Genomic DNA, 22,722 nt, shown 5'->3' with positions numbered 1-22,722 from the left:
CCACTCAGAAGTAGTTCGCCAGGCGGCCGTACTCGGTCTCCAGCACGCGGACGTCGGTGCCGAAGATGTCGCTGAGCGTCTCGTCCTGGATGACCTCGTCGGGCGTGCCGAAGACGTTGACCTCGCCATTGGTCATCGCGCAGATGTGGTCGGCGTAGCGGGCGGCGAAGTTGATGTCGTGCAGCACGATGATCACCGTGCGGCCCAGTTCGTCGCAGGCCCGGCGCAGCTGCTTCATCATCTGCACGGAGTGCTTCATGTCCAGGTTGTTCAGCGGCTCGTCGAGCAGCACGTACTCGGTGTTCTGCGCGAGCACCATCGCCACGTAGGCACGCTGACGCTGACCGCCGGAGAGCTGGTCGAGGTAGCGGTTCTCGAACTCGCGGAGGTTGAGGAAGTCGATGGCCTCGGAGATGTACTTCTCGTCCTCCACGTTCAACCGCCCGTGGGAGTAGGGGTAGCGGCCGAAGCCGACCAGCTGGCGCACGGTGAGCCGGGTGACGAAGTGGTTCTCCTGGCGCAGGATCGACAGGCGCTTGGCGACCTCGCCGGACGCGGCGGAGGCGATGTCCATGCCGCCGACGGTGATGGTGCCGGTGTCCGGCTTCTGCAGGCGTCCGACCATGGTGAGCAGGGTGGACTTGCCGGCACCGTTGGGGCCGACCAGGGCGGTGACCCCGCCGGCCGGGATCTCGAGTGACACCGGGCCGATCGTGGTCTCGGTGCTGTAGGACTTGGAGACGTTGTCGATGGTGATCACAGGCGACCCTTTCGCATGATGAAGAACAGGAAGACGGTTCCGCCGACGAGCTCGATGATGATGGTCACGGCACCCTCGGCGTAGAAGAAGTTGCGCATGATGAAGTACGAGCCGATCAGCACGAGGTAGCCGACCAGGACGGCCACCGGGAGGATGAGGCGGTGGTCGTAGGTGTCGGTGAGCTGGTAGGCCAGCGTGGCCACGAGGAACCCGAGGAAGGTCATCGGGCCGACCATCGAGGTGGTCATCGCCATGAGGATCGCCACCAGCAGCAGCAGGATCATCAGCTCGCGCTTGTGGTTCAGGCCCAGGTTGCTGGCGGTGTCCTTGCCGAGGGCGATGACGTTCATCCGGCGGGAGCGCAGGAGCAGGATGAGGCAGGTCACCGCGACGACGGGGATGACGATCGGGAAGTTGTCGGTGTTGGCGTTGCTGATGTTGCCGAAGGTCCGGGCGGTGAGCACGTCGAACTCGTTGGGCTCCAGCAGGCGCTGCATGAAGGTCGACAGCGACCGCAGGCCACCGCCGATGACCACGCCGACCAGCAGCATCACGTGGATGTTGCCGAGCTTGCCGGACAGCAGCCAGCTGAACAGTGCCACGGCGAAGACGATCATCAGCAGCGACTGCAGGACGAACTGCCGGGTGCCGGTGAACGCGGCCAGACCCGCGGTGCCCAGGAAGAAGATCACGCCGGTCTGCACGGCGATGTACAGGGACTCGAAGCCCATGATCGACGGGGTGATGATCCGGTTGTTCGTCGCCGTGTGGAAGGCGACCGTGGCGAAGGCCTGGCAGACGGCGACGATGATCATCGTGATGATCGCGTCCGCGCGCATCCCGGCGATCTTCCAGTACCCCTGGGTGCCGAAGTCCATCGGGTTGCCGTAGCTCATGTGCGCGACGGTGAACCCGACGGCGGCCGCGGCCAGCACGCTGACCAGGATGATGTACCTGGTGCGCTGGCCAGGGTGCGAGAAGGGCCCGGAATGGCGTGCCGCCGAACGGACGTCGGACGCCTCGGCGGCGTCCGTGCCGGCCGCGGCACCGGTGTCGGCGCCGGCTGCGGCGCTGCCGGCGTCCGGCGCGGTTTTCTTCAGGACTGACTTCTTATCGCGCATAACGGCGGCTCCTCACCAGCAGGAAGACGAACACGACGGCGCCGAGGATGCCGAGGATCAGGGACACGGGCACCTCGAAGGGCATGATGACGGTGCGGGCGATGATGTCGCAGATGATCAGGATCCACATGCCGAGCATCGCCACCCAGGGCAGGTTCGAGCGCAGGTTGTCGCCACGGAACATCGAGACGATGTTGGGGACGATCAGGCCCAGGAAGGGCAGGTTGCCGACGACCACGGTGACCACCCCGGAGACCACGGCGATCATGAGGATGCCGAGGAACAGGACGCGCCGGTAGTTCAGGCCGACGTTGGTCGCGATGTCCTTGCCCAGGCCGGCCACGGTGAACCGGTCGGCGGCGATGAAGATGAGGACCAGGACCACCAGCACGATGAACAGGAGCTCGTAGCGTCCCCTGACCACGCCGGTGAAGCTGCCCGCGAACCAGATGCCCAGCTGCTGCAGCATGTCCGTCTTCAGTGCGACGTAGCTGGACACCGAGCCGACGACCGCGCCGAGCATGATGCCCACGATCGGCACGATCAGCGAGGACTTCAGCGTGACGCGCTGCAGGAACAGGAAGAACACGATCGTGCCGACCAGGGCGAAGATGATGGCACCGACCATGCGGGTGAGCAGGCTGGCACCGGGGATCATCACCATGGTGAGGATCAGGCCCAGGCCCGCCCACTCGGTGGTTCCCGTGGTGGTCGGTTCCACGAACTTGTTCTGGGTCAGCAGCTGCATGACCAGACCGCACATGGCCATCGCGGCACCGGCCAGTGCCAGCGCGATGGTGCGTGGCACGCGGGTGATGCCGAACATGTTCCACCCGTCCTCGGCGCCGCGGATGTCGTAGACCCCGATGAACAGGGAGCCGGCGATCAGCGCGAGGGTGAAGGCGATCCCGATGAGGATCGGCCAGGTGGTCCTCCACCAGGAGGCCTGCGGTGGCGGTGCCAGGGGAGGTGAGGCCTCCTCGGAGGCCGAGGACTGTGCGACGGTCATGGAGATCCTGTCTGTGGAGTGTCGCGGTACTGGTCACACCTGTGCGCCCGAGACGGGACGTCCCACGCAGTCACCTGCGGTGAGGATGTCCCGTTCCCGGGCGCGTGCTCGACCCGGAAGGGGCCGTGCGGTTCTAGCTTGGGGGACTACTCCGAGTCGTGAGCCTCGAAGGCGTCGGCGATGGAGTTGAGGACCTCGGTGTAGGCCTCGATGTCCTCGGTGGTGTAGAAGTCCTGCGGGAAGTAGACGATGTTGTCCTCTTCCACGGCGGTGACGTTCTGCAGCGCCTCGGAGTCGGCGATCAGCTCGGCGGCGGACTCGTAGTCGGCCTCGTCGCGGGCGGAGGTGCCGCCGTCGCGGTCCAGGACCAGGATCCAGTCCGGGTTGGACTGGGCGATGGCCTCGACGGAGATGTCGTCACCCTGGTGGTTGGACGAACCGTCGTGGTCGTAGGACGGGGTCAGGTCCAGCATGTCGAAGACCGGGCCGACGGAGCGGCCGGTGGACGGTGCGGAGTAGTTGATGTCGCCACCGGAGGTCAGCAGACCCATGACGGTCTCATCCGGGTTGTACGCGGCCTTGGCGCGGTCCTTGGCCTCGTCGAAGTCCTCGACCAGAGCCTCGGCCTCGTCCTCCTTCTCGAAGACCTCACCGATCAGGTTGGTGATCTCCTTGAGGGTGTCCTCCAGGGGCTGGTTGTCCTCGCCCTCGGCGTCCTGGCCGAAGCTCAGGTCGATGATCGGGGTGTCCGGCAGCAGCTCGGCCATCTCGTCGTACTGGCTGGAGTAACGGTAGCCGGTGATGATGAGGTCCGGCTCCGCGGCGACGAGCTCCTCGAGGTTCGGCTCGCGGTGTGAACCGGTGTCGTGGATATCTTCGTCGTCGTGGTACTTCTCGATGGTGTCCGGGATCAGGGTGACCGGTGCGGAGACCAGGTCGATGTCCCAGTCGGCGAGGACCTGGAAGATGCGGTTGTCGAAGGCCGCGACGCGCTCGGGGTCGGCGGGGATCTCGACCTCACCGCGCGCGTCGGTGACGGTGCGGGTGTCGGAGTCGCCGTTGTCGGACGAGCTGGAGTCGTCGTCGGACGAGCAGGCGGCGAGTGCTCCCATGGAGAGCACGGCGGTCATGGACACGGCCAGCGCTCGGCTGGACCTGCGTCGGAGGATGGTGCGCATTCGGCGGATTCCCTTTCTTTGTCGGCCCCGTGCCCCGGGGTCAACGTCAGAAGGACCCGGGGGCGAGGCTCGAACTCACTGAGCGAAACTCGTTCAGCGGCAGCGTATCCGAGGTGAACGTGATGCAGCAAAGTGCACCCTAAGCAGAAGATAGGTTCGGGTGGGTTACCCGGGCGGGTGTGTCCGCCCGTGCGTGGGGTGTGGAAAGTACTTATGCCGAGGTCAGCATAGGGTGTCGCCGAAGAAAGGGGGGTGGGTCCGCGCGGAGCTATCGGGGGTGAAAATGAGGGGGAGCTCCGACGGGTCGAAAAGGTGCCTTTGTAGTGCAGGTATGAACTGACGCTATGGGCACTACAGGCGCTACAGGGGTACCCCGGCGCCCGTCGGGGGCGGCGTCGCTACGGGCGCGACAGGCCCCAGGAGTCGGCGAGGATCTCCATGGCCCTCAGCGATCCCTCAGTCGACGGCGACTGGATCGCCACCATCAGTTCGTCGGCCTGCGCGGTGGCGGTGAAGCCCTCGAGGTACTCGCGTACCTGTTCGCCGGTTCCCACCGCGGAATACTTAAGCATCGACAAGATCTGGTCAGCCGCCGGCGAGGACATCAACAGGTCGAGGTCCTCCTCGGAGACCTTGCGTCCGCGCAGGGCCATGGTCTCCACGCGGGCACGGCGGACCTTCTCGCTCTGTGCCAGGGCCTCGGCCTCGGTGTCGGCGGTGGTCACGTTCACCGCGGCGATCACGTAGGGCTCCGGGTGCTCCTTCGACGGCTGGTAGGTCTGCCGGTAGACCGAGACGGCCTCCTTCAACGCGTCCGGGGCGAAGTGGGAGGCGAAGGAGTAGGGGATACCCAGCTGCGCGGCGAGCTTCGCGCCGAACAGGGAGGAGCCCAGGACGTACACCGGCACGTGGGTGTCGGTGCCCGGGATGGCCGTCACGCCCGGCACGCGCGAGCGTCCGGCGAGGTAGCCCTGCAGCTCGCGGACGTCCTCCGGGAAGGACTCGGCGGAGCGCGGGTCGCGACGCAGCGCCATCACCGTGCGCTGGTCGGTGCCGGGGGCGCGTCCCACTCCCAGGTCGATGCGGCCCGGGTAGAGCTCGGCGAGGGTGCCGTACTGTTCGGCGATGACAAGGGGGGAGTGGTTCGGCAGCATCACACCACCGGAACCCAGCCGGATGCTGTCGGTCTTCGCGGCGATGTGGGAGATGAGCACGGCCGGAGCGCTGGAGGCGATCGACGACATGTTGTGGTGCTCGGAGTACCAGATCCGGGAGTAGCCCAGACGTTCGGCGAGCTGTGCCTGCTCCACGGAACGCAGGAAGGCCTCCCGGGAGGTCTCGCCCTTGAAGACGGTCGCGAAGTCGATGAGGGAGAGGGGGACGTGCTTTTCGGTGTTGACGTCATGGTCGTTGGTTGTCATGTCCACGACCGTACGCCCCGGTTACCGGCCCCGGCGCAACCTGATTCCGATGACCACGGACAGGATCCCGAACAGCAGGCCGTACACGCCGAGCAGCCAGGCCAGGGCGACCAGACCGCCGGTGGGCTCGGCCAGGGCCAGGCCGCCGAGCAGCACACCGAAGATGATGTTGAGCAGGCCGGTGGCCAGGCTCCATCCTCCGGCGCGGGACGCGGTGCGGGCGATGCCGGTGATGACCAGGCCCAGCGCCATGATCCACAGCACGGCCAGGGCACCGATCACGGCGAAGGCAACGGGGAAGAGCAGGATGGCGACACCGGCCACGGCGGTGACCACGCCGGAGAACATGGTGAAGCCCCACGCGGCGGCGTGGGAGCGCTGCTGGAAGGCCAGCCCCATCGTGCTGACGCCGTCGACCACGAGCCACAGGCCGATGACGAGACCCACCACGGTGGCGGTGCCGATGGGGAAGACGAGCAGCGCCAGACCGATGACGATGCTCAACCCGCCTCTCCACAGCAGCATCCGTCCGCCGGTGTCGCGGAGGTGCCGGCCGAGGTGAGGGCCGGGTACAGCGTAAGAACACTCGGAGGTGTCCCCAGGACGGGTAATCATGGCGACCGATCGTAGACCCGTCCGTGGAGACCGCACAACTCCTATGACGGACGCTGTGACGGCCCTGTCAGCGTGTCCGTCGGTACGTCAGGCGTTTTCCTTGTTCGACCTGCGCAGACGGACGGAGAAGATGATCGAGGAGATACCCATGACGAGGGCGAAGACACCGGCCACGATCGCCAGGGTCCAGACGTTGTCTGCGGGGTTGGTCAGGGACAGCACCAGCAGGACGAGACCGAAGATGATGTTCAGGATGCCGGCGGTGATGGTCCAGCCGCTGCGCAGCGCCTTGGGGATGTTCAGCTGGGAGATGCCGCTGAACACCAGGCCGATGGCCATGAAGATCAGGATGAACATCGCGCTGACGAGGGCGAAGATGCCCGGGATGAACAGGATCGCCACGCCGGCGATCGCGGTGATGATCCCGGCGGTCAACGTCCAGCCCCAGGGGGCGTCGGCCTTCTTCAGGTCGAAGGCCTCACCGGCGGCGACGAGGCCGTCGACGATCATCCAGGCACCGACGAAGATGCTGAGCACGATCGCCGAGCCGAAGGGGAAGAAGATCAGCAGCAGGCCGATGATGACGCCGAAGATGCCGCGCCACAGCAGGTACTGGGCGCTGCGCTTGCGGATCTCGGTGAAGATGGGGCCGAAGGTCGGGGTAGTGGTCACGGCACTGTCGCTTTCCGTCGTGTTCGCGCAGTGAACGCGCAAGGTTGGTTACCGTGTCAATAGTAGCCAGGGGTGAACCTGTGCGCCGCTCACCTGTTGGCGTTCCACGCCGCCCATAAGCGCGCGTAGGGGCCGCCGGCGGCCACGAGGTCGTCGTGGGTGCCGTCCTCCTGCACCACACCGTGCTCCATGACCACCACCCGGTCGCACACGGCGGCCTGGGACAGCCGGTGGGCGATGACCACGCCGGTGCGTCCCTGCAGGGCCACGTCCGCCGCCCGGTCGAGCACCGCGGCCTGCGAGGAACCGGCCTCGGCGGTCGCCTCGTCGAGGATCACCAGGTCCGGGTCGGCGATGAGCAGGCGGGTCAGGGCGAGGTGCTGCTCCTGCGCCGCGCTGAGCGGGTGGCCCTGTGCGCCGAGAGGGGAGTCCAGACCGTCGGGGAGCTCCTCGAGGAGCCCGCCGGCACCGGTGCGGTGCAGGGCGTCGACGAGTGCGGCGTCGTCGCGGCCCGGTGCGGCGAGGGTGAGGTTGTCGCGCAGCGTGCCGGAGAACACGTGGGTCTCCTGGCTGACCAGCATGGTGTTCACCGGGGCGTCGACGCTGCCGGTGGTGGGACGGTGGATGCCGGCGATCAGGGCGGCCAGGGTGGTCTTGCCCGCCCCGGAGGTGCCCACCACCGCCACGCGTTGGCCGGCGGGGATGGTCAACGTCAGGTCGTGGAGGACCGGCGCGCCGTCCTGGTAGGCGAAGCTGACGGCGTCGAGGTGCACGCCGGACGCCGCGGACGCCGCAGCCGCCGCGGCTGCATCGTCCGGGACGTCCTGCGCCTCGGCACCGTCGGCACCGTCGGCGTCTTCCGCGAGGTCGGTGACGCCGATGACGCGCGCCAGGGACGCGGCGGCGGCCTGCAGCGTGTCGATCTCCATCATCAGTCCGCGCAGCGGGCCCTGCAGCCGCAGGAAGTACAGCACCGCGGTGGTCGCGGCACCGACGGTGACGGCGTTGGCGTCCACCAGCCCGTAGCCGGTGAACAGCACCACGCACACCGCGACGGCGAAGGACAGGTCGATGCGCCAGGTGAACATGGTCTGCACGGTGCGGGCGCGCAGCGCCCAGGTGGCCACCGCCCACGACGCCGTGGCCGTACGCACCCCGTGCCAGCCGGACAGGCGGTAGGCCAGCACCGTGTCCAGGCCCTTGAGCGCCGACAGCAGGTGGTGGGCTCGGGTGCCGAAGGCGGCGCGTTCGGCGGCGTACAGCGGCGGGGCCAGACGGATGTACCAGCGCAGCGACAGCCAGTACAGCGGCACGGCGACGAGGAACATCACCCCGAAACGCCAGTCCAGCAGGAACAGTCCCACCAGGGTCAGCCCGATGGTGAACACGGTGCGCGACAGCGAGGGCAGCACCTGTGACAGGGCCTCGGACACCTGGGCGACGTCGTCGCTGGCCCGGGAGATCAGGTCGCCGGTGCCGCTGCGTTCCACCCGTTCCTGCGGCAGACGCAGTGCGGTGGTCACCAGGCGTTCGCGCAGGGTGGCCAGCAGCCGCTCCAGGACGCGCGAGGCCAGCCACACCCCCAGCACGCTGAGTGCGGAGGCGGCGACGATGGCGACGGCGATCAGCGCGCCGTAGAGCCAGACGGGACGGTGGTCCCCGCCGTCGGAGATGTCGTCGACGATGGTGCCGAGCAGCGCGGGGGTGACCAGTTCCAGGGCGGCGGCCCCGGCGGAGATGACCGCGGCGAGGAGCAGCAGCCCGCGGCGTCCGGCCAGGGTCTGCCACACCGCGGTGACGCAGCGGCGACCGGTGGCGACCGGAAGACGGGTGGGGTTCGGGTCAGGGTTCGGCTCGCTCACAGTTCCACCACCCGGTCGCAGTGCGCCAACAGGGCGGGGGAGCCGGTGACGACGAGGGTCGTGCGTCCGGCCCGCACGGCACCGAGGCGTTCGGCGACGGTGTTCTCCGTGACGGCGTCGACGGCGGTGGTCGGGTCGTGCAGCACGAGCACCGGCGGGTCGGCGGCCAGGGCGCGTGCCAGGGCGACGCGTTGGCGTTGCCCGCCGGACAGCCGTGTGCCGCCCTCGCCGACGCGTGTGGCCAGCCCGTCGGGCATGGAGTCGATGATGTCGTCGCAGGACGCCGCGTGCAGTGCGCCGGGGATGCGGCCGGTGCTGGTGCCGCCGGTGCCGTGCGGGTCGAGGTTCTCCACGATGGTGCCGTCGAACAGGTCGGCGGCGTGCGGTGCGGTGAGCACGATCGTCCGGTAGTCCTCCACGGGCAGTGACGCCGCATCGGTGGTGGTGCCGTCCTGTTCCAGCAGGACGCCGTGCCCGTCACCGTGCCCGTCACCGTGCCCGTCATCGTGCGGGGCGCGCCCGTCGGCGAGCAGCGCGACGAGGTCGCGTCCTGCCGTGCCGTCGGCACGCACGCCGAGCAGTTCGCCGGGGGCCGCGCGCAGCACGGTCGCCCCGTCGACGAGGACCGCCAGGCCGGACGTGCCGGACGCATCGGACGCGCCGGGCGCTGTAGCGGCCGGGGCGTCCTGCGCGTGCTCGGTGGGGGTGCGCAGCAGCTCCAGCACGCGCTCGGCCGAGGCCACGCCGGTGGCCCAGATCGCCCCGGAGTTCGTCGGCAGCATCGTCAGCGGGCTGACCAGGAACTGGGTCACGCCGACGACCGCGACCAGTTCGCCCACGCTGAGCCGCCCGGTGAGGGCGAACCAGGCGGCGCACACGGTCAGCGCGGCGATGAAGACGCCGGTGACGGTGTTCATGGAGACCAGGAACAGCGCGCGCGACGTCCGGGCGCGCAACGCCCCGCCCAGGGCGGTGCGGCTGACCTCGGTGTAGCGGGCGGACGCCTCGTCCTCGGCGCGCAGCCCCTTGATCACCCGGTAGCCGGTGATGAGGTCCGTGGCGCGTCCCGTCGCGCCGGCGACGAGGGCCTGCTGCTCGCGGCTGCGGCGCTGCAGGGGGCGTCCGGCGGCGGTCATCAGCCACAGCATCAACGGGCCGCCGACGAGCACCGCCAGGCCCAGCGGCCAGGAGATCGTGAGCAGGAACACCGCCGAGGCCAGGATCGCGGCGATCTCGCCGACCGGGTAGATGCCCAACGCCATGGTGCCGGCCAGACGGAAGACGTCGCCGGTGGCCACCGACAGCATCGCCCCGCCGAGGCGGCGGTCCTTCATGCCCGCCGGGTCCAGCAGACGGTCGGTGACCTGCATGCGCAGCCGGTGCTGCACGGTCTGCATGCCGAAGAAGCCCAGGCGTCCGCCGAAGCGGAAGGTCAGCGACATCACGACCACGTCGAGCAGCAGCACCGCCGCCCAGAGCAGCAGCTGTCCCAGGTCACCGGCGGCGATGCCCCGGTCGATCGCCACGCCGGCGATGACCGGCAGCGCGGCCGCGGCGATGTTCGACACGATCAGCAGGCCACCGCCGGGGAGGGTGAACCGCTTGGCGCCGAGGATCACCCGCCAGGTGAAACGGGCGGGGGAGGGGTCGTCGTCGTAGACGACCGGGTCGGCGACGCGGGGACGCTGCGGCGCCTGCAGGAACAACGGCCAGCGGACGCCGAAGGCGTGGCTGCGCAGCGATTCGCCGTCGGAGGCGACCGGACGCTCGGTGGAGCGCTCGGCCGGGGCGGGGCGGGTCATGTGAGGGGGTTACTCCTTGATCCGGGGCGCGGAGTCGTGGGCAGGACCGTAGGTTAGCATGCCGTAAGTGAGCTTCACCTCACCTGCCGTGTCGTCGCTGCAGTCCGCACACCGCAAGACGGTAGTGTCCACGACATGGACCTGGTCGAGACGATAGAGGCGCGGCGCGGGAAGCTCTCACCCGCCGAGGACAAGGTGGCGGAGTTCATCGCGACGAATCCGCACAGCGTGGGGCACCATTCGGCCCTGCGACTCGCCGGCGCGGTGGGCGTCAGCGACGCCACCGTGGTGCGCACCGTGCGCAAACTTGGTTTCGCCGGGCTCGACGACCTGCGCGAACGGCTCGCCGAGGACCTGTCGCGGCGCGGACGCATGGGATCCTCGCTGCGCGACGGGGAGGTCGCCCAGGCCGTCCGACGCCGCGCCGACGGTGCCGACGCGCTGATGCAGCGCGTCGCCGAGGACGACCTCGTCGCCGCCGTCGCACTGATGGCGGACGCCACACGGATCGTCCTGGTCGGCTTCGGGCCTTCCCGGCACATCGCCGAGTACGCCGCGGCGCGGTGCCTGCGGGCCGGACTGCCGGCCGTGGCGATCGGCAGCACCGGGGTCGGTTTCGCCGACGAGCTCGCCACGGTGACCGCCGGCGACCTGGTGCTGATGCTCGCCTACGACGGCACCTCCGCGGAAGGCGACGTACTCTTCCACCGTGCCGGTGAGCTCGGGCTTTCTGTGGTGCAGCTGACCGAGGGGGCGCTGAGCGAGGACCCGCGCGCCACGGTGGCGCTGGGGATAGGACGCGGCGACCCCGAACTCAGCCCCAGCTACGTGCCCACGGTGGCGGTGCTGGAGGTGCTGGTCGTGGCGACGGCGGCGAAACGTCCCGAACAAAGTGAGCATGCCGGGGCGACGGTGGACCGCCTGCGCAGGGCGCTGGACCGGTGACGTGCTCAGTCGTCGGGGACGACGGTGGCGCCGGCGATCTCGACGGGGCCGGCGAGGCCGTCGGGACCGGTGCGGACGACCCCGAACCCGTACAGGCCGGTCGGGGAGCCCCGGGTGAAGCGGATCTCGGCGCCGGGCAGGGGGACCGTCGCGCCGGGTGGGTCGTCGCGGACGGGCAGGTCCAGGACCTCGGCGAGGCGGTGGGCGTCCTCGTGCGGGGCGTCGCTGCGGACCAGCAGGCAGCTGATGTCCGGGCCGGTGGTGCTGGGTTGTTCGGGACTCCCGCCCTGGGCCACGCGGTGATCGGCACGCATCCGGGCGATCGTGGCCCGTGGCGGGTCGTAGCTGATGAAGAAGGGGAACCAGGCGGGGGTGTCGGTGACGAAGACCTCGGTGAATCCGGCGTCCCTGTCCTCGAGGCGGATGTCGGCGACGTGGACGTCGTGACCGTTCTCCCGCAGCGAGGCGGCGGTGGCGTGGGCGTCGGGCACGTGGACGGCGAAGGCGGCCAGGCCCGGGGCTGAGGCGTCGAACACTGCGCGCAGCAGGCTCAGCGAATCACCGAACGGTGTGTCGGCGACGGCGTCCCAGTCCTCGACGACGGCGAGTTCGACGTAGCGTTCATCGTCGATCCCCCAGGCGGCGTTGCGGAACCCCGGCATCGTGAGTGCGGCGTGGGTGGGGAGCCCGACGGCGTCGTAGGCCTGCATCGTGGCGTCGAAGCTGTTGGTGGCGTGGGGACCGTTGGTGGCGTGGATGAGGTGGTCGAAGGAGAAGGACGGTTCGGGGTGGTCGGTCATTCGTCGGGTGCTCGCTTCCCGCGTCGGTGGTGTGGTGGTGGGGACGGTGAGGTGGTGAGGCGCGACTGAGGTAAGCCTGTCTACAGGCTACCGGGGACGGTGAGACGGTGTGGTGGGGACGGCACGGGCCGGGCGGAGGCGAATTCGCGGTTTTTCGTGACTCGCGGCACACGTCCGCTATCCTGTCCTCTGAGGTAGTTATCGTTTCAGAAGAGGCCCAAGTCACATGAGTTCCGTCGCACCTGCCGGGTATGTTTCCCGGTCACGTGGTCACCGCGAGGTCACCGCGCGACTTCTTACCTCATCGTCGACGGCGACGCGGGCGGGGTGCCAGGCCCCGTACGTCCCGTCAGGTGAACGGCACTCAGGCCGCCCGACAGTTGCTGCAGTACCGGGGATGCCGGACGCTAAGATCTTCGTGACGGAAGACGGCGACCGCAGGAAAGAACCGTGTGCGGCAGTTCCACAACTCACCAGCGCTATTGACGAGCGAAAGCAGTAGGAGACTACACAATGTCCAACGACGACCAGGCCCAGCCCATCAAGCTGGACCCACAAGTCGCCCAGGCCCCCGGTGCGCCTTCCGCGCCGTCGGCCCCGGCATCGCCCGCCGCTCCGGCTACTCCCGCTGAACCGGAGACCACTGCTGCGGCTGAGGCGCCGTCCGCCCCGGCAGCACCTGAGGCCCCTGCCGCACCTGCGGCTCCTGCGGCTCCTGCCGCAGAGGAGGCCCCGTCAGCTCCCTCCGAGCCGGCGTCCCCCGGTGCTCCGATGAAGCTCTCTGCACCCGGTGCTCCGGGTGCTCCGGGTGCGCCCAGCGCTCCGGCAGCACCTGCTGCGCCCTCCGCTCCGGCTGCGCCTTCCGCGCCTGCGGCCCCGGCAGCACCTGGCGCCCCGGCTGCTCCCTCGGCCCCTGCTGCCCCCGGTGCTCCGGGTGCGCCGTCGGCTCCTGCTGCGCCAGGCGCCCCGTCGGCTCCTGCGGCTCCCGGTGCCCCTGGCGCACCGTCTGCACCTGCAGCTCCGGGCGCTCCCTCGGCACCCGGTGCCCCTGGCGCCCCGTCGGCTCCTGCGGCTCCCGGCGCTCCGGGCGCTCCCTCTGCACCCAGTGCCCCTGGCGCACCGTCTGCACCTGCTGCTCCCGGTGCTCCGGCGAGCCCCGGTGCTCCCGGTGCTCCGGCAAGCCCGGGTGCTCCTGGTGCCCCGGCAAGCCCCGGTGCCCCCGGTGCTCCGGCGACCCCGGGCGCGGCCGCTGCCAAGCCGAAGGCTGGTGGCACCGCGACCAAGGAGAAGCCGAAGAAGAAGCGCGAGCCGGTCATGATCGGCGAGAAGTCCCTCGGACAGTGGGGCAAGCTTGCCGGCATCGGCCTGGCCGGCGCCGCCGTCTTGGCTGCCGTGGTCATCCTCGGCGCACGCTGGTTCACCGGACTCGACGCCGTCTCCAGTTGGATGGAGCGCTACCCCGGTGAGTACCACCTGCCCGACTTCGTCGACGACGGATTCCCCGCCTGGGCCCGCTGGAGCCACTTCCTGAACTTCTTCTTCATGGCGATGATCATCCAGTCCGGTCTGCGCGTGCGTCAGCAGCAGAAGCCGCCGGCGGTCTGGCAGCCGAAGAAGGGTGGCAAGAAGATCAGCATCCACCTGTGGCTGCACACCTCCCTCGACGTGCTGTGGATGGTCAACGGCCTGGCGTTCATCGTCATGCTGTTCGTCTCCGGCCACTGGGCCAGGATCGTGCCCACCAGCTGGGAGGTCTTCCCCAACGCGCTGTCGTCGATGCTGCAGTACGCCTCGATGCAGTGGCCCGCGGAGAACGGCTGGGTCAACTACAACAGCCTGCAGCAGATCATGTACTTCCTGGTCGTGTTCATCGCCGCCCCGCTGGCGATCATCTCCGGTCTGCGCATGAGCGAATGGTGGCCGAAGAACGCCACCAAGCTCAACAAGATCTACCCCGCCCCGGTGGCACGCAAGATCCACTTCCCGACGATGCTCTTCTTCGTCCTGTTCATCGTCGCCCACGTCTTCCTGGTGTTCGCCACCGGTATGACCAAGAACCTGAACCACATGTTCGCCGGCACCCCGGTGGACGGCTGGGGCGGATTCTTCTGGATGCTCGGTGGCGTGCTGCTCACCATCGGCATCCTGTTCGCCACCCGTCCGCTGGTGCTCGCACCGGTTGCCTCGCGCTTCGGACAGGTCAGCGCACGCTAGTTCGACGGTAGCGCCTACCGGCTCGTCCGGGCGTACGAAAAGCGGGGTCGGTTTCCCGGAATTCAGGGAAATCGACCCCGCTTCGTCATGTGGTGGGGATGTTCAGCTGTCGGCGAGCAACACGTTGGCGATCAACTGGTCGAGACGCCGGACGTCCACCCCGCGACCCAGCTCGATCTTCACCTTGCCCGCACGCGTCCACAACTCCAGTTCCGCGGTGAAGTCCAGGGTGCCGGCGTTCTCCGAGGACCACATGTTGATCGCGGAATACGGCAGCGAGTACATCTCCACCTTCTTGCCCCGGATGCCCTGGGCGTCACGGACGATGAGCCTGCGGTCGGTGAACACCGCGGAATCCCGGAAGGTCTTGTACGCCGCTATCGGCTGTTCCCCCTTGACGAGGATGGGGCCGATGTCCTGCGGGATGGGGACCTCGGCCTGGAACAGCCACGAGGTGATGACATTGAGTTCTGACGGCATGGGAGATTAATAACACGGCGAAAGCTTCCCGCGTTAAACCTTGTGGCGGTGAACCGCAGGGGCGGCTCAGGGCAGCCGGTGGGTCCACTCCTCGGTGGAGAACTTCTCCTCGCACCGTGCCCGGGCGATCTCCAGGTCTGCCTCGGAGATCGACCCCTCGGTGGCGCCGTACTTGTCACGGAAGTGGTTGAAGAAGACCTCCAGGATCTCCGAGCGCGGCATCTGCGTCTGCGACCGCATCGGGTCGACGCGCTTCACCGCGGAGCGTTGGCCCTTGTCCTTCATCTTCTCCTTGCCGATGCGCAGGACCTCCATCATCTTCTCCGCGTCGATGTCGTAGGACATCGTCACGTGGTGGACCATCCAGCCGTTGCTGAAACGCTTCTGCGCCGCCCCGCCGATCTTGCCCTGCTCCGAGGCGATGTCGTTCAACGGCACGTAACGTGCGCGGATGCCGACCTTCTCCAACGCCTCCATCGTCCACTCGTCGAGGAACGGGTAGGACTGGGCGAAGCTCAACCCGTCCACCAGGGCCTGCGGCACCACCAGGGAGTAGGTCACGCAGTTGCCGGGCTCCATGAACATGGCCCCACCACCGGTGACACGACGCGACACGGTGATCCCGTGACGGTCCGCCCCCTCCTGGTTGATCTCGTTGGAGTAGGACTGGAACGAACCGATGACCACCTGCGGGGCATTCCACTCCCACAGCCGCATGAACGGTTTGCGCCGTCCGGCGGCGACCTCGTCGGTGAGCGTCTCGTCCAGTGCGACGTTGACCATCGGGTCCACACTGGGGCCGTGGATCACGTCGAAGTCGAGGTCCTCCCAGCTCACCGCGTGACCGAGGGCGCGCCGCACCGCCACGCCGACACCGTCGGCGGTGATGCCGAACAGGACGTCGTCCTCGCGCAGCGATGCCTGGACCCGCTCCGAGACCTGCGAGGCACTCAGGTCGGCCGGTGCACCCTCGAGCGCTCCGGTCATCCGGTCGAGGGCCTCGTCCGGCTCAAGGAAGAAGTCACCGGCGATGCGCACGCCCGACAACGTGCCGGGGGAGCCGCCCGACACCTCGAGGTCGACGACGATGAGTTTGCCGCCGGGGACCTTGTATTCTCCGTGCATCTGCTGACACCTTTCCACCCTGGGATTTTCCGGGCACCAGCCTACGCGCGGCGCAGCCCGGTCAGCCCCGCAGCGCCAGGGCGAAGGGGAGCACCGCACGCGCCCCGGCACGGCGCAGCTCACGGCCGGCCATGGTCACCGCCCACCGGGAACCGATCTCGGTGTCGACGAGCAACACGACCTGACCGGCGACCGCCTCGGCGGTGGCCGGGTCCAGGCGGAAGGCCTCGTGGAGGTTCTGTACCCGGTATGCGCTGTTGACGTCCGGCGAGCCGGGGGCACGGGTGTACGCCAGCTGGCCGGCATCGGTCATCCGGCCGATCTGCGCCAGTCCCCGCGCCAGGTCCGCGCTGGTCGTCGGCCGGGTCACGCTCGGCATGCCGACGACGACCGTGGGGCGTTCCTCCCAGTCCCACTCCTTGAGCACAGTGATGCACCAGTCGGCGATGTTCTTCGGTACGGGGGAGTCCTCCGCACCCTCGGCGAGGAAGCCGCGCAACACCTGACCTGCACCCAGGTCGGTGAACCTGGCGACGGCACGTCCGGGCGACACCTTCTCCTCGGCGGGGAGCTTCCCCTTCAGCGGCACCCCGATCGTGGCCATGCCCGACGGCCACTGGCCGCGCGGTTCGACCGGCAGACCGAGTCCGGACAGGATCCGCCGGGCCCCGGAGGTGTTGTCCTCGCTGACCACGCTGTCCCACCACTGCCCGGCGCACACGTCGCACCGGCCGCAGTCGTGGGCCTCCGGGTCGTCCAGCGTCTCGGAGAGGAAGCGCATCCGGCACATGGTGCCGGACTCGTACTCCAGCATCGCCTCGGCCTCGCGGCGGCGGGCCTGCGCGACCGCGGCGTAGCGCTCGGCGTCGTACGTCCAGGGCGTTCCTGTGGCGACGAAGCCACCCTGCACCCGGTCGACCGCGCCGTCGACCTGCAGGGTCTTGAGCAGCAGATCCAGCCGGGAACGCTTCACCCCGACCATCGGCTCCAGGGCCGGCACCGACAGGGCCGACCCCGAGCCTGCCGCATCCGACAACGCCGCGAGGACCGCCTGCGCCTCCTGCTCATCCGGCATCGAGGCCGTGGCGAAGTACTCCCAGATGTTCGGGTCCTCGCCACCGGGCAACAACAGTACGTCGGCATTGTCCGTGGCACGGCCGGCACGTCCGACCTGCTGGTAGTACGCCACAGCGGAGCTCGGGGCACCCAGGGGCACCACGAAGCCGAGGTCGGGTTTGTCGAAGCCCATGCCCAGCGCGCTGGTGGCGACCAGGGCCTTGATCTCGTTGTCCTTCAACGACTGCTCCAGGCGGGCGCGGTCCTCGGCGTCTGTCCGGCCCGTGTAGGACGCCACGTCCCAGCCGGCCTCGGCCAAGGCCCGGGTCGTGTCCTCTGCCGCCGACACGGTCAACGCGTAGATGATGCCGGCGCCCTGGAAGTCCCCGAGATGCTGGGCCAACCAGCCGATACGGTGCTCCGCCGTCGCCGTCGGGGCCACACCCAGGCGCAGTGAGTCGCGGGACAACGCCCCGCGCACCACCATCGTGTCGTCGCCGAGCTGGGCAGCGACATCCGTGACCACCCGCGAATTCGCCGTGGCCGTGGTCGCCAGCACCGGGAGGTCGGCGGGCAGCCCGTCCAGCAGCGCGCCGATCCGCCGGTAGTCCGGGCGGAAGTCGTGCCCCCAGTCGGAGATGCAGTGCGCCTCGTCCACCACGATCATCCCCACCCCGGTGCGCGACGGATCGAGCAGCACGTCCAGCACGTTGGTGCGGAATTTCGGGTTGGTCAGGCGCTCGGGGGAGATCAGCAGCACGTCCAGCTCACCGGCGGTGAGGCTGTCGAGCACCGCGTCCCACTCGGTGGCGTTGGCGGAGTTGATCGTGGCCGCGTGCACGCCGGCGCGTTCGGCGGCGGCGACCTGGTCGCGCATCAACGCCAGCAACGGGGAGATGATCAACGTGGGCCCACCGGCACTGCCTGCGCTGTCTGCGCTGCCGAAACCCTCGCGGATGAGGCGGGCGGCGACGAAGTAGACCGCCGACTTTCCCCAGCCGGTGCGCTGCACGACCAGGACGCGTTTGTGGTCGGCGACCAGCGCGGCGATGGCGTCGAACTGCCCGTCGCGGAACGCGGCGTCCGGGCGTCCGGTCAGCTCCCGCAGGATCTCGGTGGCGCGGACGAAGAGACGGTCGTCATAGGGGTTGCTCGGCATGGGCCCCACCCTAGAACACGGCACGGACATGAACGTCAGCAATCAACGCCGGCGTTCGAACGCCGCCGGCGGCTCAGTTCTCCCGCACCACGACCACACCCAGCGTGACCACCGCAAGGAAGCACACGCCGAGCACGGTCGTCACCAGGTAGCCCACCACCCACAGACCGCTGACATCGTCGGTTCCGGAGGCCACCGCCATAGCCGTGGAGAACCCCGTCAGCCCGGCCAACGCCACGGAGAACGGCCCGGTCCACCGCCATCGCGTCCTCCACGATAACCAGACCAACGCACCGAAGGAGGACGCTGCCGCGCCGACGTACATCAGCACCTCCAGGTCCCCCGGGAGCCCCAGCGTGAACCACACCAGCCAGAGCACCACACCGGTGACGGCGCCGGCGAGCGCGGCGAGGACGTTACCCAGCGGGGCGTCCTGCCGTGGTGTGGTCCTGCGCCGTTCGACCAGGTGCACCGCCACCAGCAGCAGTGCGCAGAGCAGGAGCAGCGGGGCACCGGCCGTCAGCATGCCGCGGCCGACGTCGGCGAGTTCGGCGAGCGTGTCCGTGGTGTCCATCCCGCCACCCTAGCGGGTTAACCTCCGGCTTAACGTCGACGCCATCGGCGCGAAACACGTGACGAATAGGTTCGGACGGCATGTCATCGATGAGAAGACGCGCACTCCTGCGCAACCCCGCCCTGCACATCGGAGTCGCCGCGATCACCGGCATGGTCTTCGGCCTGATCGTCGGCGACTGGGCCGCGAACCTGCAGTTCCTCGGTGACATGTTCATCCGGCTGATCCAGATGTCCATCGTCCCGCTGGTCATGGCGTCCGTCATCGTGGCGACCGGGTCGATGAGCGGCAAAGGCACCGGACGCATGGCCGCGCGCACCTTCGGCTGGATGCTCGCCTTCTCCTTCGTCGCCGCCGTCCTGGCGTGGGTGCTCGGCACCCTGATCCGTCCGGGCGACGGCATGGTCTTCACCGGCGAACTCGACCCGTCGCTGGAGGAAGGGGCCGAGCAGGCCAGCAGCTGGCAGGATACCCTTCTCGGCTTCGTCTCCACCAACATCGTCGAGGCGATGGCCACCGCCGACATGCTGCCGATCATCGTGTTCTCCCTGATCTTCGGCATCGCGCTGTACCGCTACATGGCGCAGACCGGCAACCGCACCCTGATCGGCATCTTCGAGGGCATCCAGGCCGTGGTCCTGACGATGATCCAGTACGTGATGTACATCGCCCCCGTCGGCGTGTTCTGCCTGCTGGCGGCGCTGACCGGTGAGCAGGGGGTCGCCGTGATCACCTCGGCGGTGAAGTACCTGGTCGCCACGCTTATCGGCGTGCTGATCCTGATGGCGCTCTTCATGCTGGTGATCTGGGTGCGGACCAGGCTGAACGTGTGGCTGCTGCCCGGCAAGCTCGTGGAGCAGACAGTGGTCGCCGTGACGACCACGAGTTCTGCGGTCACCTTCCCGACGGTGCTGCGCAACACGGTGGAGAAGGTCGGGGTGAGCAAGCGGGTCGCGAACTTCACCCTGTCCATCGGGCTGACGATGGGCTCCTACGGCGCGGTGCTCAACTACATGATCGTGATCCTGTTCCTCGCCCAGGCCGGTGGGGTGGAGCTGAGCTTCGGGCAGATCGTGCTCGGTGTCGCCCTGTCGATCATGCTGAACATGGGCACGATCACCGTGCCGGGCGGCTTCCCGGTGGTCGCGATGTTCCTGGCCGCCTCGCTGGACCTGCCGGTGGAGGCGGTGGGCCTGCTCATCGCGGTGGACTGGTTCACCGGCATCCTGCGCACCTTCCTCAACGTCAACGGCGACACCTTCGTGGCGATGCTCGTCGCCGCCTCCGACGACGAGATCGACCGCGACATCTACTACGGACGCACGCAGGACGCTGCGTCCGGCGTGTCATCTGAGCCGTCCCCCAGGGCAAGATCAGGCGATTCTCCTGCATGAGCGGCGACTCAGATGACATCTGAAGGTGTGAGTGCTCGGCAGGAACTCGTTAGCCACTCACGTCTTCCGGCTGTGAGTGGATACGCGTGAGCACGATCGCCGTGACCAGTGCTAGACAGGCGACACCACCCAACACCCAGAAGCCAGCGTGAGTGCCTGCTGCGGAGGCAAGCGGTGCCGCTCCACCCGAGGAAAGGTGGGAAGCGACCGTCGAAGCGAAAACCGGGGCGACGATCGCCAGACCGACACCCGAACCAGCTTCATTGAACGTGTTCAGTAGCCCGGAACCGACACCGGACTTCTCCGCCGGAATCGGTGCGGATCCGAAGGTGTACAGCGGCACGAACATCGTGGGCAAACCGAGGCCGAACACGGCCAGGGCACAGATCACGATGATGGAGTTTCCTGTGCCGTCGGCGGTGGTCACGATGATGATGGTCAGGGCCAACAACTGCGCGACAACACCACCGAGATAGAGCCTGGCCATACCGATCCTCCCGGCGATCCCGGGGACTGCGAATGCCGAGATGAGCGAACCGCCGCACAGCGGCAGTAGGGCGACTCCGGTACTCAGCGGGGACAAACCGTGCGCCTGCTGTAGGTAGTTGCTCGCCAGATACAGCGCCCCCAGCATCAACGTCGCGGCAAGGACGAGTCCGAAGCCCGCCCAGGCGTAGGTGGGGGTTCTCAGCAGCGAGACCGGAAGCAGCGGGTCGAGGGCCTTGTCCTCGAATCGGAATAGTCCGATCAGTACAACGACGCCGAGTACCAGTAACGCCCAGGGCAGCGGGTTTGTCCAGCCTTCCTCGAAGCGGCTCATCCCGTAGCAGAGCAGGCCGACACCGAGCGTCGCGACGATGGCGGTGGGGAGCTTGAGGCTCTGGCGCAGCTGGCTGGGCATTGCATCGAGCTTGGCAACCGCGGCGATGATGACGACGGCCACGATCGGAAGGTTGATCAGAAACGCCCATTGCCAGGACCAGGCGTGAACGATCACGCCGCCCATGATCACCCCGATGGTCGCGCCGATCACACCCAGGGCGCTCCATGCTGCTAGCGCGATGTTGAGCTGTGCCTGCACCGCGCCGTAGGTGGCTACGATGATCGACAACGCTGACGCGGACAGCAGGGCCGCGCCGACTCCCTGGACGATTCTGCCGGCGACCAACATTTCTCCGGTGCCGGCGAATCCGCATGCGGCGGAGGAAGAGCCGAAGACCAATAGGCCGGCAATGAATGATCGTCGACGTCCGATGGTGTCGGCAAGACGTCCACCGAACAGTAGTAGGGCGCCGTAGGTCAGTACGTAGCCGCTGATGGTCCACTGCAGCGTGATGGCAGAGGCGTTGAGGTCGTCGCCGATGGAGGGGAGCGCCACGTTGACCACGGTCGAGTCGAGCATGACGAGCATCTGGGCGATGCCGGCGATAGCCAGAGCCGTCCAGCTCACGGTCGGGTTGATAGGCGGTGAGTGTGGTGATTGTGTGTGATCTTCGGCTTTGGTCACGAGGTCTCCGGTTCTTCGAGTATTTATATTACCGAGCATGTATATGCCAGATGCTAGACTACATGCGCGGGTATGCATTTCAACCGGTAGAGGAGAAAAGCCATGTCAGAAGCCCTAGCCTCCCGGCGTGGAGTGACCGCCGGCGAGACGGAAAACCATGGGGGATTGGCTGACACGGCCGACGTTGCTGCGACACTCGCAGCATGGCGAGCAGTGTCACATCCGTTCGAGGTCGCCCAGCACGACATTGAGTCGACTCTCGGCGACCGGCATTCTCTGTGTCTGACCGCCTATGAGGTGATGCAGTGCCTATCTGCGCGGCAAGGGGGAACTCCGCTGTCGGTGGTGTGCGAGACGGTGGAGCGTTCCCAGCCGAGAATCTCCCGACTGGTCACCCAGATGGAGGAACGAGGCTTGGTGAAACGTTCGAAATCACCAGATGACAAGCGTGCGTTCCAGATCAGCCTCACCGCCGAGGGGCGGCTTACGTTCGGCGAGGCCTCCGACACTCTTGCGGAGTGCCTGAGACAGATTTCCGAGCGCCGGAACGTTGCAGGGGAGGCATTCAGTGAGCGGCTGGACAAGAGGGGCCGTCGTCGCGATAGCTGAGATCGTGGCTAGGCTCGGCGGCCATGACCGACACAACTGACACAGCCGGGCCGGCGGCACTCGTCGGCGGCGTGGGGTGTGCTCACTGGAGCACGCCGCTGGACGTCGTCGCGATCCGGTTCCACTGCTGCGGGCGGACCTACCCGTGCCTGCACTGTCACGACGAAAACGAGGACCACCCCCTCGTGCCGTGGCCGGCGGCACGGTTCGACGTCGGGGATGCCGTCCTCTGCCGGGCGTGCGGGCACTGGATGACGGTCAACGGGTACCTGGGCTGCGGATCGTCCTGCCCCGCGTGCGCCGCGGCGTTCAACCCCGGCTGCTCCTTGCACGCACACCTGTACTTCGACACCGCGGCACTGTGATATGACACCCGGCAGGGGGTGTGCGCTGGGGTATGAGAAAACGGCGGCTATCGG

General features: G+C 68.1%; 21 protein-coding genes. 5 read left to right on the top strand and 16 right to left on the bottom strand.

Annotation, left to right across the window (positions count from 1 at the left end; genetic code table 11):
- Positions 1–4: 4 nt before the first annotated feature.
- From ACT3S3_RS05950 to ACT3S3_RS05910, 9 genes are all read right to left on the bottom strand, one after another.
- Entirely contained in the window at positions 5–760 is a 756-nt protein-coding gene (locus ACT3S3_RS05950) for an iron ABC transporter ATP-binding protein (RefSeq protein ID WP_301442382.1), read from the bottom strand.
- Positions 757–1,881 carry an iron chelate uptake ABC transporter family permease subunit gene (locus ACT3S3_RS05945; protein ID WP_301442383.1) on the bottom strand — a complete coding sequence of 375 codons (1,125 nt, stop codon included), beginning with the start codon at positions 1,879–1,881 and terminating at the stop codon, positions 757–759. Before ACT3S3_RS05945 ends, ACT3S3_RS05950 begins: the two co-directional genes overlap by 4 nt.
- Positions 1,871–2,890: an ABC transporter permease gene (locus ACT3S3_RS05940; RefSeq protein ID WP_301442384.1), complete on the bottom strand. Its 1,020-nt coding sequence runs from the start codon at positions 2,888–2,890 to the stop codon at positions 1,871–1,873. The genes ACT3S3_RS05945 and ACT3S3_RS05940 overlap by 11 nt, the downstream gene beginning before the upstream one ends.
- A 146-nt stretch (positions 2,891–3,036) precedes the next feature.
- Positions 3,037–4,068, bottom strand: a complete 1,032-nt coding sequence (locus tag ACT3S3_RS05935; RefSeq protein ID WP_301442385.1) for a siderophore ABC transporter substrate-binding protein — start codon at positions 4,066–4,068, stop codon at positions 3,037–3,039.
- Positions 4,069–4,466: 398 nt separating this feature from the next.
- Positions 4,467–5,489, bottom strand: coding sequence for an LLM class flavin-dependent oxidoreductase (locus tag ACT3S3_RS05930; protein WP_301442386.1), 1,023 nt, complete (start codon positions 5,487–5,489; stop codon positions 4,467–4,469).
- Between the two features lie 21 nt (positions 5,490–5,510).
- On the bottom strand, positions 5,511–5,993 hold the full coding sequence (locus ACT3S3_RS05925) for an HdeD family acid-resistance protein (protein WP_441588262.1): 483 nt from the start codon (positions 5,991–5,993) through the stop codon (positions 5,511–5,513).
- A gap of 198 nt (positions 5,994–6,191) precedes the next feature.
- Positions 6,192–6,776: an HdeD family acid-resistance protein gene (locus ACT3S3_RS05920; RefSeq protein ID WP_301442388.1), complete on the bottom strand. Its 585-nt coding sequence runs from the start codon at positions 6,774–6,776 to the stop codon at positions 6,192–6,194.
- Positions 6,777–6,865: 89 nt separating this feature from the next.
- The gene (locus tag ACT3S3_RS05915) at positions 6,866–8,638 is read right to left on the bottom strand and encodes an ABC transporter ATP-binding protein (RefSeq protein ID WP_301442389.1); all 1,773 of its coding nucleotides are present in this window, start codon (positions 8,636–8,638) and stop codon (positions 6,866–6,868) included.
- A complete protein-coding gene (locus ACT3S3_RS05910) occupies positions 8,635–10,440 on the bottom strand; it encodes an ABC transporter transmembrane domain-containing protein (protein WP_441579459.1) in 1,806 nt (601 codons plus the stop codon). Before ACT3S3_RS05910 ends, ACT3S3_RS05915 begins: the two co-directional genes overlap by 4 nt.
- A gap of 135 nt (positions 10,441–10,575) precedes the next feature.
- Here ACT3S3_RS05910 and ACT3S3_RS05905 point away from each other — a divergent pair, with 135 nt between their 5' ends.
- Entirely contained in the window at positions 10,576–11,385 is an 810-nt protein-coding gene (locus ACT3S3_RS05905; protein ID WP_301442557.1) for a MurR/RpiR family transcriptional regulator, read from the top strand.
- A 5-nt stretch (positions 11,386–11,390) separates the two neighbouring features.
- On the opposite strand, the gene ACT3S3_RS05900 is transcribed toward ACT3S3_RS05905, so the two are convergent.
- Complete coding sequence (locus ACT3S3_RS05900) at positions 11,391–12,185, bottom strand: VOC family protein (protein ID WP_301442556.1); 795 nt, start codon at positions 12,183–12,185, stop codon at positions 11,391–11,393.
- A 619-nt stretch (positions 12,186–12,804) separates the two neighbouring features.
- Positions 12,805–13,365 carry a hypothetical protein gene (locus ACT3S3_RS05895; RefSeq protein WP_301442555.1) on the bottom strand — a complete coding sequence of 187 codons (561 nt, stop codon included), beginning with the start codon at positions 13,363–13,365 and terminating at the stop codon, positions 12,805–12,807.
- Between the two features lie 134 nt (positions 13,366–13,499).
- Here ACT3S3_RS05895 and ACT3S3_RS05890 point away from each other — a divergent pair, with 134 nt between their 5' ends.
- Complete coding sequence (locus tag ACT3S3_RS05890; protein ID WP_301442554.1) at positions 13,500–14,399, top strand: cytochrome b/b6 domain-containing protein; 900 nt, start codon at positions 13,500–13,502, stop codon at positions 14,397–14,399.
- Positions 14,400–14,501: 102 nt separating this feature from the next.
- Here ACT3S3_RS05890 and ACT3S3_RS05885 read toward each other — a convergent pair whose 3' ends face one another.
- From ACT3S3_RS05885 to ACT3S3_RS05870, 4 genes are all read right to left on the bottom strand, one after another.
- Positions 14,502–14,879: a PH domain-containing protein gene (locus ACT3S3_RS05885; protein ID WP_301442553.1), complete on the bottom strand. Its 378-nt coding sequence runs from the start codon at positions 14,877–14,879 to the stop codon at positions 14,502–14,504.
- Between the two features lie 66 nt (positions 14,880–14,945).
- The gene (locus ACT3S3_RS05880; protein WP_301442552.1) at positions 14,946–16,004 is read right to left on the bottom strand and encodes a lipoate--protein ligase family protein; all 1,059 of its coding nucleotides are present in this window, start codon (positions 16,002–16,004) and stop codon (positions 14,946–14,948) included.
- A 61-nt stretch (positions 16,005–16,065) separates the two neighbouring features.
- Positions 16,066–18,219: a RecQ family ATP-dependent DNA helicase gene (locus tag ACT3S3_RS05875; RefSeq protein ID WP_444626438.1), complete on the bottom strand. Its 2,154-nt coding sequence runs from the start codon at positions 18,217–18,219 to the stop codon at positions 16,066–16,068.
- A gap of 73 nt (positions 18,220–18,292) precedes the next feature.
- Positions 18,293–18,793 (bottom strand): hypothetical protein, encoded by a 501-nt coding sequence (locus ACT3S3_RS05870; RefSeq protein WP_301442550.1) that lies wholly within the window; start codon positions 18,791–18,793, stop codon positions 18,293–18,295.
- Between the two features lie 89 nt (positions 18,794–18,882).
- Here ACT3S3_RS05870 and ACT3S3_RS05865 point away from each other — a divergent pair, with 89 nt between their 5' ends.
- Positions 18,883–20,187, top strand: a complete 1,305-nt coding sequence (locus ACT3S3_RS05865; protein WP_444626437.1) for a dicarboxylate/amino acid:cation symporter — start codon at positions 18,883–18,885, stop codon at positions 20,185–20,187.
- Positions 20,188–20,236: 49 nt separating this feature from the next.
- On the opposite strand, the gene ACT3S3_RS05860 is transcribed toward ACT3S3_RS05865, so the two are convergent.
- Positions 20,237–21,694, bottom strand: a complete 1,458-nt coding sequence (locus ACT3S3_RS05860) for an MFS transporter (RefSeq protein ID WP_301442548.1) — start codon at positions 21,692–21,694, stop codon at positions 20,237–20,239.
- A 102-nt stretch (positions 21,695–21,796) separates the two neighbouring features.
- Between ACT3S3_RS05860 and ACT3S3_RS05855 the strand changes: the two genes are divergently transcribed.
- Positions 21,797–22,303 (top strand): MarR family winged helix-turn-helix transcriptional regulator, encoded by a 507-nt coding sequence (locus ACT3S3_RS05855; RefSeq protein WP_441579074.1) that lies wholly within the window; start codon positions 21,797–21,799, stop codon positions 22,301–22,303.
- 23 nt (positions 22,304–22,326) lie between these two features.
- A complete protein-coding gene (locus tag ACT3S3_RS05850; RefSeq protein ID WP_301442546.1) occupies positions 22,327–22,668 on the top strand; it encodes a CHY zinc finger protein in 342 nt (113 codons plus the stop codon).
- Positions 22,669–22,722: the final 54 nt, after the last annotated feature.

The organism is Corynebacterium sp. AOP40-4SA-5 (genome assembly GCF_052377355.1).
Classification (GTDB): domain Bacteria; phylum Actinomycetota; class Actinomycetes; order Mycobacteriales; family Mycobacteriaceae; genus Corynebacterium.
The sequence above is the reverse complement of the archived record's forward strand: the minus strand, read 5'-3'. Positions and strand labels throughout refer to the sequence as shown.

Bases quoted from the DNA above. Each gene is read 5' to 3' on its own strand.
- ACT3S3_RS05945 (WP_301442383.1), bottom strand. From the start codon at position 1,881: ATGCGCGATAAGAAGTCAGTCCTGAAGAAAACCGCGCCGGACGCCGGC.
- ACT3S3_RS05940 (WP_301442384.1), bottom strand. From the start codon at position 2,890: ATGACCGTCGCACAGTCCTCGGCCTCCGAGGAGGCCTCACCTCCCCTG.
- ACT3S3_RS05935 (WP_301442385.1), bottom strand. From the start codon at position 4,068: ATGCGCACCATCCTCCGACGCAGGTCCAGCCGAGCGCTGGCCGTGTCC.
- ACT3S3_RS05930 (WP_301442386.1), bottom strand. From the start codon at position 5,489: ATGACAACCAACGACCATGACGTCAACACCGAAAAGCACGTCCCCCTC.
- ACT3S3_RS05910 (WP_441579459.1), bottom strand. From the start codon at position 10,440: ATGACCCGCCCCGCCCCGGCCGAGCGCTCCACCGAGCGTCCGGTCGCC.
- ACT3S3_RS05905 (WP_301442557.1), top strand. From the start codon at position 10,576: ATGGACCTGGTCGAGACGATAGAGGCGCGGCGCGGGAAGCTCTCACCC.
- ACT3S3_RS05900 (WP_301442556.1), bottom strand. From the start codon at position 12,185: ATGACCGACCACCCCGAACCGTCCTTCTCCTTCGACCACCTCATCCAC.
- ACT3S3_RS05890 (WP_301442554.1), top strand. From the start codon at position 13,500: ATGATCGGCGAGAAGTCCCTCGGACAGTGGGGCAAGCTTGCCGGCATC.
- ACT3S3_RS05885 (WP_301442553.1), bottom strand. From the start codon at position 14,879: ATGCCGTCAGAACTCAATGTCATCACCTCGTGGCTGTTCCAGGCCGAG.
- ACT3S3_RS05880 (WP_301442552.1), bottom strand. From the start codon at position 16,004: ATGCACGGAGAATACAAGGTCCCCGGCGGCAAACTCATCGTCGTCGAC.
- ACT3S3_RS05875 (WP_444626438.1), bottom strand. From the start codon at position 18,219: ATGCCGAGCAACCCCTATGACGACCGTCTCTTCGTCCGCGCCACCGAG.
- ACT3S3_RS05870 (WP_301442550.1), bottom strand. From the start codon at position 18,793: ATGGACACCACGGACACGCTCGCCGAACTCGCCGACGTCGGCCGCGGC.
- ACT3S3_RS05865 (WP_444626437.1), top strand. From the start codon at position 18,883: ATGAGAAGACGCGCACTCCTGCGCAACCCCGCCCTGCACATCGGAGTC.
- ACT3S3_RS05855 (WP_441579074.1), top strand. From the start codon at position 21,797: ATGTCAGAAGCCCTAGCCTCCCGGCGTGGAGTGACCGCCGGCGAGACG.
- ACT3S3_RS05850 (WP_301442546.1), top strand. From the start codon at position 22,327: ATGACCGACACAACTGACACAGCCGGGCCGGCGGCACTCGTCGGCGGC.